This window comes from Pedococcus sp. P3_C7 (genome assembly GCF_056402615.1).
The window spans coordinates 26,868-42,145 of the sequence record NZ_JBFUHC010000013.1 but is presented as its reverse complement, the minus strand read 5'-3'; the positions used below and the strand labels follow the sequence as shown (position 1 = coordinate 42,145).

The 15,278-nt window shown below is 70.7% G+C and carries 12 protein-coding genes; 3 read left to right on the top strand and 9 right to left on the bottom strand.

Features of this window, described 5'->3' with window-relative positions; translation table 11 throughout:
* Positions 1-26: 26 nt before the first annotated feature.
* Positions 27-995: a cupredoxin domain-containing protein gene (locus AC1DS4_RS17665; RefSeq protein WP_477632637.1), complete on the top strand. Its 969-nt coding sequence runs from the start codon at positions 27-29 to the stop codon at positions 993-995.
* 78 nt (positions 996-1,073) lie between these two features.
* Here the strand turns inward: AC1DS4_RS17665 and AC1DS4_RS17660 are convergent, their stop codons facing one another.
* The gene (locus tag AC1DS4_RS17660; protein ID WP_477632638.1) at positions 1,074-3,080 is read right to left on the bottom strand and encodes a TIGR03960 family B12-binding radical SAM protein; all 2,007 of its coding nucleotides are present in this window, start codon (positions 3,078-3,080) and stop codon (positions 1,074-1,076) included.
* Between the two features lie 90 nt (positions 3,081-3,170).
* On the opposite strand from AC1DS4_RS17660, the gene AC1DS4_RS17655 reads away from it, so the two are divergent.
* A complete protein-coding gene (locus AC1DS4_RS17655; protein ID WP_477632639.1) occupies positions 3,171-4,040 on the top strand; it encodes an SGNH/GDSL hydrolase family protein in 870 nt (289 codons plus the stop codon).
* Between the two features lie 6 nt (positions 4,041-4,046).
* Here the strand turns inward: AC1DS4_RS17655 and AC1DS4_RS17650 are convergent, their stop codons facing one another.
* Positions 4,047-5,189, bottom strand: a complete 1,143-nt coding sequence (locus tag AC1DS4_RS17650; protein WP_477632640.1) for an alpha/beta hydrolase — start codon at positions 5,187-5,189, stop codon at positions 4,047-4,049.
* A 186-nt stretch (positions 5,190-5,375) separates the two neighbouring features.
* Between AC1DS4_RS17650 and AC1DS4_RS17645 the strand changes: the two genes are divergently transcribed.
* Positions 5,376-5,987 (top strand): protein-L-isoaspartate O-methyltransferase family protein, encoded by a 612-nt coding sequence (locus tag AC1DS4_RS17645; RefSeq protein ID WP_477632641.1) that lies wholly within the window; start codon positions 5,376-5,378, stop codon positions 5,985-5,987.
* Positions 5,988-6,001: 14 nt separating this feature from the next.
* Here AC1DS4_RS17645 and AC1DS4_RS17640 read toward each other — a convergent pair whose 3' ends face one another.
* The 7 genes from AC1DS4_RS17640 to AC1DS4_RS17610 all read right to left on the bottom strand — a co-directional run bounded on the left by AC1DS4_RS17640 (position 6,002) and on the right by AC1DS4_RS17610 (position 15,195).
* Entirely contained in the window at positions 6,002-7,870 is a 1,869-nt protein-coding gene (locus AC1DS4_RS17640; RefSeq protein WP_477632642.1) for an AMP-dependent synthetase/ligase, read from the bottom strand.
* Positions 7,871-8,114: 244 nt separating this feature from the next.
* The gene (gene rodA, locus AC1DS4_RS17635; protein WP_477632643.1) at positions 8,115-9,296 is read right to left on the bottom strand and encodes a rod shape-determining protein RodA; all 1,182 of its coding nucleotides are present in this window, start codon (positions 9,294-9,296) and stop codon (positions 8,115-8,117) included.
* Complete coding sequence (locus AC1DS4_RS17630) at positions 9,260-10,219, bottom strand: bifunctional riboflavin kinase/FAD synthetase (protein WP_477632644.1); 960 nt, start codon at positions 10,217-10,219, stop codon at positions 9,260-9,262. Before AC1DS4_RS17630 ends, rodA begins: the two co-directional genes overlap by 37 nt.
* 10 nt (positions 10,220-10,229) lie before the next feature.
* The gene (gene truB, locus AC1DS4_RS17625) at positions 10,230-11,144 is read right to left on the bottom strand and encodes a tRNA pseudouridine(55) synthase TruB (RefSeq protein WP_477623427.1); all 915 of its coding nucleotides are present in this window, start codon (positions 11,142-11,144) and stop codon (positions 10,230-10,232) included.
* Positions 11,131-11,622, bottom strand: coding sequence for a 30S ribosome-binding factor RbfA (rbfA, locus tag AC1DS4_RS17620; protein WP_477623426.1), 492 nt, complete (start codon positions 11,620-11,622; stop codon positions 11,131-11,133). The genes truB and rbfA overlap by 14 nt, the downstream gene beginning before the upstream one ends.
* Positions 11,623-11,789: 167 nt before the next feature.
* Entirely contained in the window at positions 11,790-14,732 is a 2,943-nt protein-coding gene (gene infB, locus AC1DS4_RS17615; protein ID WP_477646086.1) for a translation initiation factor IF-2, read from the bottom strand.
* Between the two features lie 205 nt (positions 14,733-14,937).
* Positions 14,938-15,195, bottom strand: a complete 258-nt coding sequence (locus tag AC1DS4_RS17610; RefSeq protein WP_477646096.1) for a YlxR family protein — start codon at positions 15,193-15,195, stop codon at positions 14,938-14,940.
* Between the last annotated feature and the right edge of the window lie 83 nt (positions 15,196-15,278).

Sequence of the window (15,278 nt, the reverse complement as noted above, 5' to 3'; positions counted from 1 at the left end):
CCGTGAGTCCCCCTTGAGGAGCACCCATGTCCGCGAAGTCAATGCTGCGACGGCTCGTGCTGGCCGTCGTCTCCGTCATAGCCCTCGCCATCCCCCTTGCCATCCCGGTCGCCCTCGGCTCGAGTGCCTCGGCGGCAACGGCCGGACCCGTCACGTGGCACGTGCGCGTCGGCGCCGAGACCCCCGACATGGCCGTCACCGCCATGGCCTTCCTGCCCGAGAACATCTGGGTCGACGCCGGCGACACCGTCCACTGGACCTCCAACAGCGCAGAGCCGCACACCGTGACCTTCCTTGCCCCCGGGACGGAGCTGCCCGAGTTCAACCCGTTCGACCCGTCACAGACCGCCGCCCAGGGATCCTCGCTCTACAACGGCACCGCCTACGCCAACTCCGGAATCCTGGCCACGCAGCCGATCTTCGTGTTCACCAACCCCGCCACCAGCTACCAGCTGACCTTCACGACCACCGGCGACTTCACGTACGTCTGCCTGCTGCACGGTCTGATGATGACGGGCACGGTGCACGTCCGTCCGGCCGGCACCGCCTACCCCTACACCCAGCAGGACTACGACAGGGTCGGCACGCAGCAGGCCCAGGCCGCGCTCGGTCACGGACGGGACGCCTGGCGGCAGGCCCGGCAGTCCCACGCCACCACCGGGTCCCGTGTCCTGGTCGGCGTGGACGGCGAGGGCTTCGGGGTGTCGCGGTTCGTCCGTGACCACCTCGTCGTGCACGTGGGCCGCACGGTCTCGTTCTACGTGGCCGGACCCGGCGCACCGCACACCGTGACCTTCGGCGAAGAGCCTCCCGGGCTCGCGGTCCTGGCCCCATCCGGCGACCCGACCCACTTCGCCGGTGGCGACCTCAACAGTGGGGTCCTCGCGCCCGGCACCCCGTTCGACGTCACCTTCACCACCGTCGGCACGTTCCACTACATCTGCGCCATCCACGACGACATGGGCATGGTCGGCGACGTCGTCGTCGTCCCCTGAGAGCCGGGCGCCCGCGAGTCTGAAGGATCGTCAGGACCCTGGTCCGGACGATCCTTCAGACTCGGTGGCTGTGCCGCGTCAGTGGGTGTGGTCGCCCGCGAGCATCGCCTCGCGACCGGCGCCGAGGACGGTGAGAGGGAGCAGCGTCTTGCCCGTCGGGCCGACCTCGATGTCGGTGCCCATCTGCGGGCAGACCCCGCAGTCGAAGCACGGCGTCCAGCGGCAGTCGTCGACCTCGGTCTCGTCGAGGGCGTCCTGCCAGTCGGCCCAGAGCCACTCCTTGTCGAGCCCCGAGTCGATGTGGTCCCACGGGAGCACCTCGGACTCGCCGCGCTCGCGCGTGGTGTACCAGGCCACGTCGACCGGGAGGTCGGCCAGCGCGGTGTCGGCCGCGGTCATCCACCGGTCGAACGAGAAGTGCTCGCTCCAGCCGTCGAACCGCCCGCCGTCGCGCCAGACCTGTTCGATGACCCGGCCGATCCGGCGGTCGCCACGGGACAGCAGTCCCTCGACGATGCCGGGCTTGCCGTCGTGGTAACGGAATCCGATGGACGAGCCGTAGCGGCGGTCGGACCGGATCGCCTCGCGCAGCTTGGCCAGGCGGGCATCGGTCTCCTCGTCGCCGAGCTGGGCGCACCACTGGAACGGCGTGTGCGGCTTGGGCACGAACCCACCGATCGACACGGTGCACCGGATGTCACGGCGACCCGAGACCTGGCGACCGGTCTCGATGACCTTCTTCGCGAGCTCGGCGATCTGGAGGACGTCCTCGTCGGTCTCGGTGGGCAGGCCACACATGAAGTACAGCTTCACCTGGCGCCAGCCCGCCCCGTACGCCGCGGCGACGGTGTTGATGAGGTCGTCCTCGGACACCATCTTGTTGATGACCTTGCGGATACGTTCGCTGCCGCCCTCGGGCGCGAAGGTGAGCCCGGAGCGGCGGCCGTTGCGGGTGAGCTCGTTGGCGAGGTCGATGTTGAAGGCGTCGACGCGGGTCGACGGCAGCGACAGCCCGGTCTGGGTGCCCTCGTAGCGGTCAGCCAGACCCTTGGCGATGTCGGCGATCTCGGAGTGGTCCGCGGACGACAGTGACAGCAGGCCGACCTCCTCGAAACCCGTGGCGGCCAGGCCGCGTTCGACCATCTCGCCGATACCGGTGATGGAGCGCTCACGCACCGGGCGGGTGATCATCCCGGCCTGGCAGAACCGGCAACCGCGCGTGCACCCACGGAAGATCTCGACGGACATCCGCTCGTGCACCGACTCGGCCAGCGGCACGAGAGGCTGCTTGGGGTAGGGCCACGCGTCGAGGTCCATGACGGTGTGCTTCGACACCCGCCACGGCACTCCGTGGGCGTCAGCCTTGGGCGCGACCCGCTGGATCCGCCCGTCGGGCAGGTAGGAGACGTCGTAGAGCGACGGGACGTAGACCCCACCGGTCCGAGCCAGGCGCAGCAGCAGCTCGCGGCGGCCGCCCGGCATACCCTCCGCCTTCCAGGCACCGATGTGGTGGGTGACCGCGAGCACGGCCTCCTCGCCGTCGCCCACGATCGCAGCGTCGACGAAGTCGGCGACCGGCTCAGGGTTGAACGCGGCGTGACCGCCGGCGATGACGATCGGGTCGTCGTCGGTGCGGTCGACCGCATGCAGCGGGATACCCGCGAGGTCGAGCGCGGTGAGCATGTTGGTGTAGCCGAGCTCGGTCGAGAACGACAGCCCGAGCACGTCGAAGTCCCGCACCGACCGGTGCGCATCGACGGTGAACTGAGGCACGGCGTGCTCGCGCATCAGTGCCTCGAGGTCCGGCCAGACCGCATAGGTCCGCTCGGCGAGGGCGTCCGGGCGCTCGTTGAGCACTTCGTAGAGGATCATGACGCCCTGGTTCGGCACGCCCACCTCGTACGCGTCCGGGTACATCAGCGCCCAGCGGGTGGTCAGCTCCTGGCCGTCCGGGCCGTGACCGCCGCAGTTCCAGTCCTTCACCGTGGAGTTCAGCTCGCCCCCGACGTACTGGATGGGCTTGCTGACCTGCTCGAGCAACGGCTCGAGCAGCGGGAAGACGGAGGCGCCGCAGGTGTGGGTCATGGTGGGACAAGGGTAACGGCGGCACCGCCGGGAGCCGAAAATGCGATGATTCCCACGCTTCTCACAGCAAGGGCTCCTACCATCGCGCGGGTGCCTCGCCACCTCCCGTCGCCGCGCGTCGTGGCCGGCGGCGCCGCCCTGGCGGTCGGTGCGGTCGCCATCGCGGCGGTGGTGGGCGTGGTCGGATCGCGACCACCCGCTGGATCGACCCCGGTGCACACCGCCCTCCCCCAGGTGCGCAGCACCCCGTCGGCGTCGCCACAGGGGGCGACCCCGACCACCCCGACTATCTCGAACACCATGTCCATCGTGGGACTCGGCGACTCGGTCACCGCCGGGTCCAACTGTGACTGCGCAGCGTTCGTGGAACGCTTCGCCGACCTGGTCTCGGCGCGGGATGGGCGGGCTGCGACCGCCACCAACCTCGGGGTGCCAGGTCTGACGACCGGCTCGCTCGCCGCGCAGCTGACCCAGCCGGGACCGTCCGGGTCGGTGGCGTCGGCTGACACGGTCGTGGTGACCATCGGGGCCAACGACCTCGGACCACTCGAGGACCAGTGGGAGCGGACGGGGTGCGGTGCGGCCTGCCGGGCGCCAGCCGTGACGGCCATGGCGCGCGGGCTCGCTGACGACCTCGCCCGGATCAGGGACCTCGGGCACGCCGGTCAGCGGGTGGAGGTGACGACCTACTGGAACGTGTTCGAGGACGGCGACGTCGCCGACCAGCAGCGCGGGCTGGGCTTCGCGGACTGGAGCGACACCGTGACGCTGTCCGCCAACCGAGCGATCTGCGCGACGGCGCGGACCTTCGGTGACACCTGCGTGGACCTCTACACGCCCTTCCTCAGCGCGGAAGGCAACCGCAACCCCACCCCGCTGCTGTCCTCCGACGGGGACCACCCGAACGCCGCCGGTCACCAGGTGATCGCCCGTGCCCTGCTGGCGGCGACACCTCCCTGAGGACGGTCAGGCGCCGAGGTGGGCGGACAGGAAGTCGAGGGCCTGCGGCATCAGGGCCGACCATGTGGCGAAGTTGTGTCCGCCGCCGGGGACGACCACGGTCGTCACGGACATCGGGGCGTGCACGAGCGCGACGAACCGCCGGGTGTCGCGGATCCCCGTGCCCCCGACTTCGCCGGTCCCGATCGTCGCAAAGAGCGAGACCGGGGGTTCGGGCTGGTGGCGCACCAGCCATTCCGGGTCGTTGAGGTCCCGCAGCACCGACGAACCACCCCAGAGGTCTCCGGTCGTCCCGTCCCGGAGCGTGTGGTAGTAGCCGGAGAGGGAGGCCGCCGTCGTGAACACCGAGGCGTGGGTGAGCAGGAGCTTGGTTGCGCAGTAGCCTCCGGTGGAGTCACCGACGGCACCCCAGCCGACCGGAGCGACCCGCAGGGTCTGGGACACCGTCCTCGGGACGTCCTCACCGAAGTAGGTGAGGGTCTGGGGTCCGGCCGGCACGTCACTGCACTCGGTGTCCCGTGGCGGTGCCACGGTCGGTCGCATCATGACCAGGACCATCGGCCGCGCACGGTGCGCGTCGATCTGCGACAGCAGGACATCCGGGTACTTCATCCGCGAGACCAGGTTCCTCGTGGTTCCCGGGTAGCCGGTGAACACCTCCACCCCCGGGAACACGGTCCGCGCGTACGCCCTCTGGAAGTACTGCGGCGGCAGGTAGACCGCCGCAGGTTCGGACAGCCCGCTGTGCGCGCCCGACAGGGTGAGGGTCTCCACCCGCCCGCGCGTTGCCCACTGCGCAGGCGTCGACCAGGAGTCGACACCCCCGAGGGAGGCGTCGCTGGTGGCTGCTATCGGGAGGGCGCCGTGGCGCCTCGTCGGTGGGTTCACCCCGGCGTGGACCGCCGCAGCCGCCGAGGCCGACGTGCCCAACAGCTCCGACCAGGATCCGTAGAAGAACCCATAGTCGTTGAGGGCAGCCGCGACCAGCAGCACCGCGGCGAGCTGGGACGCCACGACCAGCGCGACCCTCTGCCCCACGCGCGCAGGGGCAGGGCCGCGGACGCGGGACCACATGACGAGCGCCAGGACGGTCGTGGCGACCGTCGCCAGACCCAGCGTCACGAGCAGGGGCCAACCAAGCAGGGGCATGCGCAAACCTCCGACCGGCCCCAGCACCAGGGCACGAACCCAGCGTGCGCGCGGCCGATGTGAGCAGACTGCGTGCTGGCTGGGGGTTGGCTGGGAGCCTCAGCGCGCATTCAGGTTCGCGTTGGGCCGGCAGGTCAGACGCAGCCCGCGGAGCGCTGGGCGACCCCGTCCGGCGATACTGGACGGGTGCCGAGCACGGCCGAACGAGTGGCTGCGGCGATGCAGGCGGTCCCCCGTCTGGCGTTCCTGCCGCCCGCCCAACGACGTCACAGCGAGCGCGATGCGCCGCTCCCGATCGGTCACGGCCAGACCAACAGCCAACCGACGACCGTCCGGCAGATGTTGGAGCTGCTCGACGTCCAGCCCGGCGACCGGGTCCTCGACGTCGGCTCCGGGTCCGGCTGGTCCACGGCCCTGCTGGCCCACCTGACCGGACCGGCGGGCCGGGTGACGGGCGTGGAGCGGGTTCCCGACCTCGTCACCTTCGGCGCCGCCAACCTGGCGCTGAGGGGTATGCCGTGGGCGCACGTCGAGGCGGCGGTGCCGGGCGAGCTGGGCCACGCGGCATACGGACCGTATGACCGCATCCTGGTGTCGGCGCAGGCGCCGTCGCTCCCTGCCGAGCTCGTCCGGCAGCTGGCACCCCACGGGGTGCTCGTCATCCCGGTGGCGGGACGGATGGTCCGGGTGGTGGCACGCGACAGCGGGCCGGCGGTCGAGGAGCACGGGTGGTACCGCTTCGTGCCCCTCGTCGCCGACCCGCCGCGTGGAGCTGCTGCTCCGGGTCCTGCGGACTAGCCCTCTGGCGCGACCTACTGGCTGGTGTAGAGCGCGTCGAGCGTCGTCTGGTACTTCTCGCTGACGGCCTTGCGACGCAGCTTGAGGCTGGGCGTGAGGTCACCGTCCTCGATGGTGAGGTCGTGGTCGAGGATCGTGAACTTCTTGATCTGCTCCCAGCGGTTGAGGTTGACGTTGAGGTTGTCGACGTACATCTGCACCATGTCGCGCACCTCCGGGGAGGTGACGATCGCTCGGTAGTCGCCGGCGACTCCGTGCAGGTCGGCCCACTCCTTGATCGCGTCGGCGTCGAGGGTGACCAGGGCCGTCACGAAGTTGTGGTCGGACCCGTAGACCATGAACTGGCTGACGTAGGGGCACAGGCCCTTGAAGGTCGACTCGATGAGCGAGGGACCGACGTACTTGCCACCGGAGGTCTTGAAGAAGTCCTTCTTGCGGTCGGTGATCTTGAGGTACCCGTTGTCGTCGAGGGTGCCGATGTCGCCGGTGTGCAACCAGCCATCGGCGTCCTTGGTCTCGGCCGTGTCCTCGGGCTTGTTGTGGTAGCCCTCCATCACGCCGGGACCACGCAGCAGGACCTCGCCGTCCTCGGCGATCTGGACCTCGGTGCCGGGCAGGGCCCAGCCGACGGTGCCGATGGCGTTGGTGGCCGGCCGGTTGACGAACGACGCCGCGCTGGTCTCGGTGAGGCCGTAGCCCTCCAGGATGACCAGGCCGACGGAGTCGAACCAGGTCGCGATGTCCTTGTTGAGCGCCGCAGACCCGGAGATGAAGAACCGGATCCGACCGCCGAAGCGGGCCCTCACCTTGTGCAGCACGAGCTTGTCGGCGACGGCGTACTGGCGGGCGAGCATGCCCGAGGGCTCCTCGCCTCGCGCGCGGGCGTCGGCGACCTTGGCGCCCACGCCGGTGGCCCACGCGAACAGCTTGGCCTTCACGCCGCCCTCGTTCGCGACCATCGTCGTGATCCGGCCGTAGGCCTTCTCGAAGATGCGCGGTGCGGCCCCCATGAAGGTCGGCTGGACGACGGCGAGGTTGTCGACGATCTTGTCGACGCGGCCGTCGATCGCCGTCGGGAAGCCCATCTGCAGGGGCAGGGTCAGCAGCACCTTGCCGAAGACGTGCGCCAGCGGCAGCCAGAGGTACTGGAGGTCGCTGGGGTTCAGGATGCCGATCGAGTCGACGGCAGCGGCTTCGTAGGTCCACGCGTCGTGGCTGAGGCGGACGCCCTTGGGACGGCCCGTCGTGCCCGAGGTGTAGATGATGGTGGCGAGCTGGTCCTTGGTGAGGGCGTCGATGCGGTCGTCGACGGCCGAGGAGTTCGTCGTGAGCAGCTCGGCGCCCATCTGCTCGAGCTCGTCGAGGCTGATCACCCAGTCACCGTCCGTGGTGCCGTCGATGGTCACGACGCGGACGATCTCCGGCAGGTCGATCCGGCGCTCCCGAAGCTTGGCGACCTGGTCGTCGTCCTCGGCGAACACGACCACGCTGCCCGAGTTGGACAGGATGTAGGCGACGTCCGGGGCGATCGTCGTCGGGTAGATCGTCGTGGTGGCACCACCGGCGCACATCACCGCGAGGTCCGCAAGCGCCCATTCGTAGCGCGTCGAGGAGGCGATGGCCACGCGGTCCTCGGGCCGTACGCCGAGGGCGATCAGGCCGGCGGCGAGGCGGTAGGCGCGCTCGCGCACCTGGCTCCAGGTCACCGACGACCAGGAGTCGTCCTCCGCGAAGCGGAACGCCTCGGCCTGCGGCGTCTTGGCGACCCGGTCACGGAACAGGTGGGCCACCGTGGGCGGGCGTTGCTCCAGGACGGCGGCGTTGAAGCGCTCGTTCCTGGAGGCGGCTCTCGTGGAGGTGGCATGGGGGGCTTGAGTCGACATTGACCGTCCTCGGCTCGGTGACAGGGAGTGTGGGGTGACAGTGGGGTGAGACTGCGTGCGGTGACAGTGCGGTGACACGGCGTGACAGGGGTGACAGGGGTTGCCGGGGATAGTGCCACGCACGAGGGTCCAACGGGGGTGATCGAGCGCGATTGTGGCCAAACAGTTGGACGTTGCCGCGGAGCGCGTTGAACGCGTCACGCTTCGTGCGGTCAGGTCTCGTGTCGGCGGTATGCCGCGTGGTTCAGCGCCGCCGCGAGGCCAGGTGTGCGTTGTTGACCAGGCCGACCGCCAGCCAGCAGGCGAACATCGAGGACCCGCCGTACGACAGGAACGGCAGCGGCAGTCCGGTGACCGGCGTGATCCCGAGGTTCATGCCGACGTTCTCGAAGACCTGGAACAGGAACCACACCGCGACCCCGGAGGCCATCAGCCGTCCGAACGCGTCCTGGGCCCGTGCGGCCACGAGGACGGCGCGCAGCACCACGAACCCCAGGAGCAGCAGCAGGCCTGCGGCGCCGAGGAAGCCCAGCTCCTCCCCCGCCACGGAGAACACGAAGTCGGTCTGCTGGTAGGGGATGAACCCGCCCTGGGTCTGCCGACCCTCGAACAGCCCCTGGCCCTGCCAGCCCCCGGAGCCGATGGCGATGCGCACCTGGCGGGTCTGGTACCCGATCCCCTGAGGGTCCGCCTGCGGGTCGGCGAAGGCCGTCAGCCGATCCCGCTGGTAGTCACTGAGGACGGGCGTGGTGAGGGCGACGACGACAGCCGCCGCCACCAGGGCCGTTGCAGCCGCGAGGTAGCGCTTGGGGGTGCCGGCGACCGCGATCACGCCGAACCCGAGCGCGCCGAGGACCAGGGCCGATCCGAGATCGGGCTGGAGCATGACCAGCCCGATGGGGACGCCCACCACGAGGACGGCGAAGAGCAGGTCACGACCGTCGGGCTGGGCCTGGCGGTCGATCCGCTCCCCCAGCAGGATCGCCAGGCCGAGGCACAGGGCGACCTTGGCAAACTCCGACGGCTGGACCGAGAATCCCCCGGGCAGCAGGATCCACGAGTGCGACCCGTTGACGGTCGACCCGACCGGGGTGAGCACCAGCACGAGCCCCGCGACGGACGCGAGGTAGAGCAGGGGCGCCACCGCCCGCAGCAGCTGGTACCCGGTCCTGGTCACGGCGGCGGCCAGCGCCACGCCGAGGACGGTGTTGGTCAGGTGCCGCACGAGATAGGCCGACCCGGCCTGGTGCCGGGTCGCCGACCAGACGAGCAGCGCCCCGATCAGCGAGAGCCCGAGGGCCGCGACGACCAGCCCCCAGTCGCTCCGGCTCCACCGCGCCGCGCCGCCACTCGCCCTGGCCCAGGTCCCGCCGGAGCGGGACCTGCTCGTCAGGACGGGACGATCGAGGTGAGGACCTGTCGACACTTCTCGATGTCCCCGGCCATGGCCTGGAGCAGCTCGTCGATGGAGTCGAAGCGCAGCGTGGGGCGGATGTGCTCGACGAACTCGACGGTGACCTCCTCGTCGTAGAGGTCGAGGTCCGTCCGGTCGAGGACGTAGGCCTCCACGGTGCGCACGGTCCCGTCGAAGGTCGGGTTGGTCCCCACCGAGATCGCTGCCGGCAGGGTCCGCTCGGGGTCCTTCGCGGGCTTTGCCACGCGGGTGAGCCACCCGGCATACACCCCGTCCGCGGGGACGAGGCCGAGCGAGTCCGGCGCGAGGTTGGCGGTCGGGTAGCCCAGCTCACGCCCGCGGTGGGCGCCGTGCACGACGGTGCCGGTCATGCGGTGCGGCCGTCCGAGGATCGCGGAGGCGGCTCCCACCTCGCCGGCGGCGAGGTGGCGACGGACCGCGGAGGACGACCAGCGCTCGCCGTTACCGAGGTCGTCGAGGACGATCACGTCGAAGCCGTGCTCCTCCCCCAGCGCCGCGAGGGTGGACACGTCGCCGGTGTAGCCACGCCCGAACCCGCGGGCGTCCTCGCCGACGACGATCGCGCTGACACCGAGCGTCTCGACGAAGGTGCGGACGATGAACTCCTCCGCGCTCTGCTGCGCGAACTCCTCGGTGAAGTCGAGCACGAGCAGGCCGTCGATGCCGGTGGTCTCGAGCAGCTCGTCGCGCAGCCGCCCCGCCGCGATGAGCTCGAGGGTCTCGGGGTGGAAGATCGCCGCCGGGTGCGGGTCGAACGTGACGGCCACACTGGGCAGGCCCCGCTGGCTCGCCTCGGCGAGCAGGCGGGCCAGCACCGCTCGGTGTCCGAGGTGGACTCCGTCGAAGTTGCCGAAGGTGGCGACGCAGGGGCGCAGGCCCTCAGGGGTCTGGGCGGGATCGGTCCAGCGGTGCACGGAGGACACTCTACGAACCAGCGGGGGCAAACACGACGTGCGCCCTGGCCTGACGTCCGGTCTCGTCGAGCATCGCGACCAACCGGCCGTCCGGCGAGAAGGCCGCGACCGGCTCGGTGCGCCCCTCCTGCGCGGACTCGACCCGCTGGCCATAGCCCACCGCAGTCGTCTCCGAGTCGGTGAGCTCGCGCACGATGAACTGGGCGCGAGCCGCGTCGGCGAGCGGGGTGACCGGCATCCGCTCCGAGTCCTCGACGGCGCCGAGCGCCTCGAGGTCGTGCGCCCGGTCGAGGGTGAAGGCCCCGACCCGGGTGCGGCGCAGCGCGCTGAGGTGGCCGCCGACGCCGAGTGCGGCACCGAGGTCGCGGGCGAGCGCACGGACGTAGGTGCCGGAGCTCACCGTCACCTCGACGTCCACGTCGAGCACGGGTATGCCGCCCACGTCACCCGGGCGCGTCGCGAGGATGTCGAACCGGCTGACCGTCACCGGTCGTGGGGGCAGGTCGACGTCCTCGCCCGCCCGGACCCGGTGGTAGGAGCGCTCACCCTTGACCTTGATGGCCGAGACCGAGCTCGGCACCTGCTCGATGTCGCCGGTCAGCTGGCTCACGGCCGCCTCCAGCTGTCCCGGGGTGACGCCATCTGCGGCCGTGGAGGAGGTGACCTCCCCCTCGGCGTCGTCGGTGATCGTGGCCTGGCCCAGCCGGATGGTGGCGGTGTAGTCCTTGTCGCAGCCGACGAGGAAGGTCAACAGCCGGGTGGCCCGGCCGATGCCGAGCACCAGGACGCCGGTCGCCATCGGGTCGAGGGTGCCGGCATGGCCGACCTTGCGCGTCCCGCACAGCCGACGGGCCCGGCCGACCACGTCGTGGCTGGTCCAGCCCGACGGCTTGTCGACGACGAGCAGGCCGTCAGGCGCGGGCATCCGCGCCGTTGTCGCTGGTGTCGTCCCTGGTGTCGTCCGTGGAAGGAGCCTCGTCCTCGGGCTCGGGCTTGCGGTAGGGGTCGGCGTCGCCGGCGTAGGTCGCGCCGGCCGCAGCCGCAGCCACCGCCTCGTCGCGCTCCTTGGCCTCGCGCAGCAGGTCCTCCATGTGCGCGGCGGTCTCGGGGATCGCGTCGGCGAAGAAGTCCAGGCTGGGCGTCAGCCGGATCTGGATCTGCTGGCCGACGAACGACCGCAGGCGACCCTTGTTCTTCTCCAGCAGGGCGGCCGTCTTCTCGCGCTGGGCCTCGTCACCGAACACGGTGTAGAAGACCGAGGCGTGCTGGAGGTCGCCGGTGACGCGGACGTCGGTGACGGTGATGAAGCCCAGGTCGGGGTCCTTGACGATCGACACGACGTTCGCGGCGATGAGCGTCTTGATGCGATCGGCGATCTTGCGCGCGCGTCCGGCGTCAGCCATGCGAGGACTCCTTGCTGGTGTGGGTGAGGTGGGAACTCTCAGGCGAAGGCTGATGATGGCGCGCACCACCGTAGAGCGAGCCTGCGAGAGGTGCAGGCGCCATCATCCGGCTTCGCCGGGTGGGCCGGCGGTGACATGCAGCCGCCGCCGGCCCACCCGGCATACCGTCAGGCGCGGGGCTTCTCCCGCATTTCGTACGTGGCGATGAGGTCGCCGAGCTGGAGGTCGTTGTAGGACCCCAGGTTGATGCCGCACTCGAAGCCCTCACGGACCTCGGTGACGTCATCCTTGAACCGGCGCAGTCCGGCGATCTCGACGTTCTCGGAGACCACGACACCGTTGCGGGTGATCCGGGCCCGGGTGCCGCGCTTGATCTCGCCGCTGCGCACGATGGAACCGGCGATGTTGCCGAACTTGCTGGAGCGGAAGATCTCGCGGATCTCGGCGGTGCCGAGCTCCACCTCCTCGAACTCCGGCTTGAGCATGCCCTTGAGGGCCGCCTCGATCTCCTCGATGGCCTGGTAGATCACCGAGTAGTAGCGGATCTCGACACCCTCGCGCTCGGCGTAGTCGGCGTTCTGGCCCTCTGCACGCACGTTGAACCCGATGATCACCGCGCTGGACGCCATGGCCAGGTTGATGTTGTTCATCGTGATCGCACCGACACCGCGGTCGATGATCCGCAGGTCGACCTCGTCGCCCACGTCGATCTGGAGCAGCGCGTCCTCGAGGGCTTCGACGGAACCGGACACGTCACCCTTGAGGATGAGGTTGAGGGTCTCGACCTTGCCTGCTGCGAGGGCCTCGGTGAGGTCCTCGAGCGAGATGCGCTTGCGGGCCTTGGCCAGCGAGGCCTGACGGTCCGCAGCTTCGCGACGCTCGGCGATCTGACGGGCCGTGCGGTCGTCCGGGGCCACCACGAAGGTGTCACCGGCGCGCGGAACCGAGGACAGACCGAGCACCTGCACCGGACGGGACGGACCCGCCTCGGTGAGGTTGTTGCCGTGCTCGTCGAGCATCGCGCGGACGCGGCCGTAGGCCGAGCCCGTGACGATGGCGTCCCCGACGTGCAGCGTGCCGGCCTGGACCAGCACCGTGGCCGKGGCGCCMCGGCCACGGTCGAGGTTGGCCTCGATCGCGACACCGCGGGCGTCGCGGTCGGCGTTGGCGCGCAGGTCGAGCGCGGCGTCGGCGGTGAGCAGGACGGCCTCGAGCAGCGCGTCGATGTTCTGGCCGGCCTTGGCCGACACGTCGACGAACATCGTCTCGCCGCCGTACTCCTCGGCGACCAGGTTGTACTCGGTCAGCTGCTGGCGCACCTTGGCCGGGTTGGCACCCTCGACGTCGATCTTGTTGACCGCCACGACGATCGGCACGTCCGCAGCCTGGGCGTGGTTGAGCGCCTCGATGGTCTGCGGCATGACGCCGTCGTCGGCCGCGACCACGAGGATCGCGATGTCGGTCACCTTGGCACCACGGGCACGCATAGCGGTGAACGCCTCGTGACCCGGGGTGTCGATGAAGGTGATCGGACGGTCGACGCCCTCGTGCAGCTTGTGCACCTGGTAGGCACCGATGTGCTGGGTGATGCCGCCGGACTCGCCACCGGCGACGTCCTCGTTGCGGATCGCGTCGAGCAGGCGGGTCTTACCGTGGTCGACGTGGCCCATGACGGTCACGACCGGCGGGCGCGCCTCGAGGTCCTCGTCGTCCTCACCCTCGATACCCGTCTCCAGGTCGATGTTGAAGGCGTCGAAGAGCTCCTTCTCCTCCTCTTCGGGGGAGACGACCTCGATGTTGTAGCCGAGCTCGGCACCGAGCAGCTTGAAGGTGTCCTCGTCCAGCGACTGGGTGGCCGTGGCCATCTCGCCGAGGTGGAAGAGCACCGTCACGAGGGCACCGGGGTTGGCGTTGATCTTGTCGGCGAAGTCGCTGAGCGACGAGCCTCGGCGCACCCGGATGAGCGTGTCGCCGTTGCCGCGGGGCACGCTGACGCCACCGAGTGACGGCGCCTGCATCTGCTCGAACTCCTGGCGCTTCGCACGCTTGGACTTGCGTCCGCGCACGGGACGGCCACCGCCGCGCCCGAAGGCACCTGCGGTCGAGCCTCGACCGGCGCCACCACGGAAGCCACCGCCACCGGGGCGACCGGCGAAACCGCCGCCACCACCACCGGGGCCACCAGGGCCTCCGGGACCACCGGGTCCACGGCCGCCACCGGCACCGCCGGGGCCGCCGGGGCCCCGTGCGCCACCGCGGGCGGGACGGTCACCGGGACGGCCGACCGCACTGCGGTCGGGCATCATGCCGGGGCTGGGACGGGCTCCGGCCGGACGCGGTCCACCGGGGCCGGCAGTGCCGCCAGGGCGCGGACCGGCGGCACCGGGACGGCTCTGGGGGCGCGGCATACCCTGGCTGGGCGCGAAGGGGTTGTTGCCCGGACGGGCGCTGTCGCGGCCGCCACCCTCACGGGGTGCGCCCTCGCGGGGTGCGGCGTCGCCACGACCCGGCTGCCCGCCGTCACGGCCGGTGCGCATGCCCTGGCTGGGCGCAAACGGGTTGTTGCCCGGTCGCGGTGCGCCGGGACGGGGAGCGCCCGGGGCGGAGCCCGCCGGACGCGGGGCGCTGCCGGGACGCGGGGACGCCGGGACGCCGGGACCCTGCTGGTCACCATCACGAGCGGACTGGACGTCGGCACGGGCGGCGGGAGCCTCCGGAGCGGCGGGCGCCGTGGGAGCCGGGCTCGCCGGTGCGGCGGCAGCAGGAGCCGCCACCGTCTCGGGAGAGGCGGGCGCCGGTGCCGGTGCGACCGGAGCCGACGGCGCAGCAGCCGGAGCCGACGGGGCAACGGCAGGCGCTGCCGGCGCCGCAGGGGCGGCAGCAGCAGGCGCAGCGGGAGCGGCCGGACCGGCCGGCTTCGCTGCAGCCTTCTTGGCGGGAGCCTTCTTGAGGTCCTCGGGGAATGTCTCGGTCGCCTTGCGGACGACGGGGGCCTCAATCGTCGAACTGGCGGTCTTGACGTACTCGCCAATGCTGTTGAGGTGGGCGATCAGCGTCTTGCTGTCGGTGCCGAGCTCTTTGGCGAGCGCGCTTACACGGACCTTGGCCACGTTTCTCCTGTTCCTGGTCCGCAGTCAGGTGACAGGCGCGGACCGTCGTCAATGCTGGTTGGAGCTCATTGCTGAGTTCTCATCGGATGCTCATCAGCGTCAAACCCATTCTCGGTTCGATGGACATAACCGGTTCCATGGACGGTGCCCATGGAGGCGGACGGTTTCCCTCGGGATGAGGGGGATTGCATTTCAATGACACTGCCTAGCTCGTGGTCCGGTCCAGGCCCTCGACGTATGCCGTGACCGCTGCCGGATCCGGCGCGGCGCTGACACGCAGCGCGCGACCGAACGCCCGGCGGCGAAGGGCCTGCTCAAGACAGTCGCCCGTGGGGTGCAGCCAAGCGCCGCGCCCCGGCAGGCAACGCCGCAGGTCAGGAGTCAGCCGGACTACTCCGGTCTCATCCGTCTCCGCGACCACTCGCAGGAGTGCCGACCAGCTATCCGTCCGGCGGCATCCCACACACGTCCGGGTCGGTTGCCCGTGCGAGGTGTGGAGGGTCGTGCGCGATGCCGCTGGCCGGAGTCCAGTCCGGTCGGTCACCA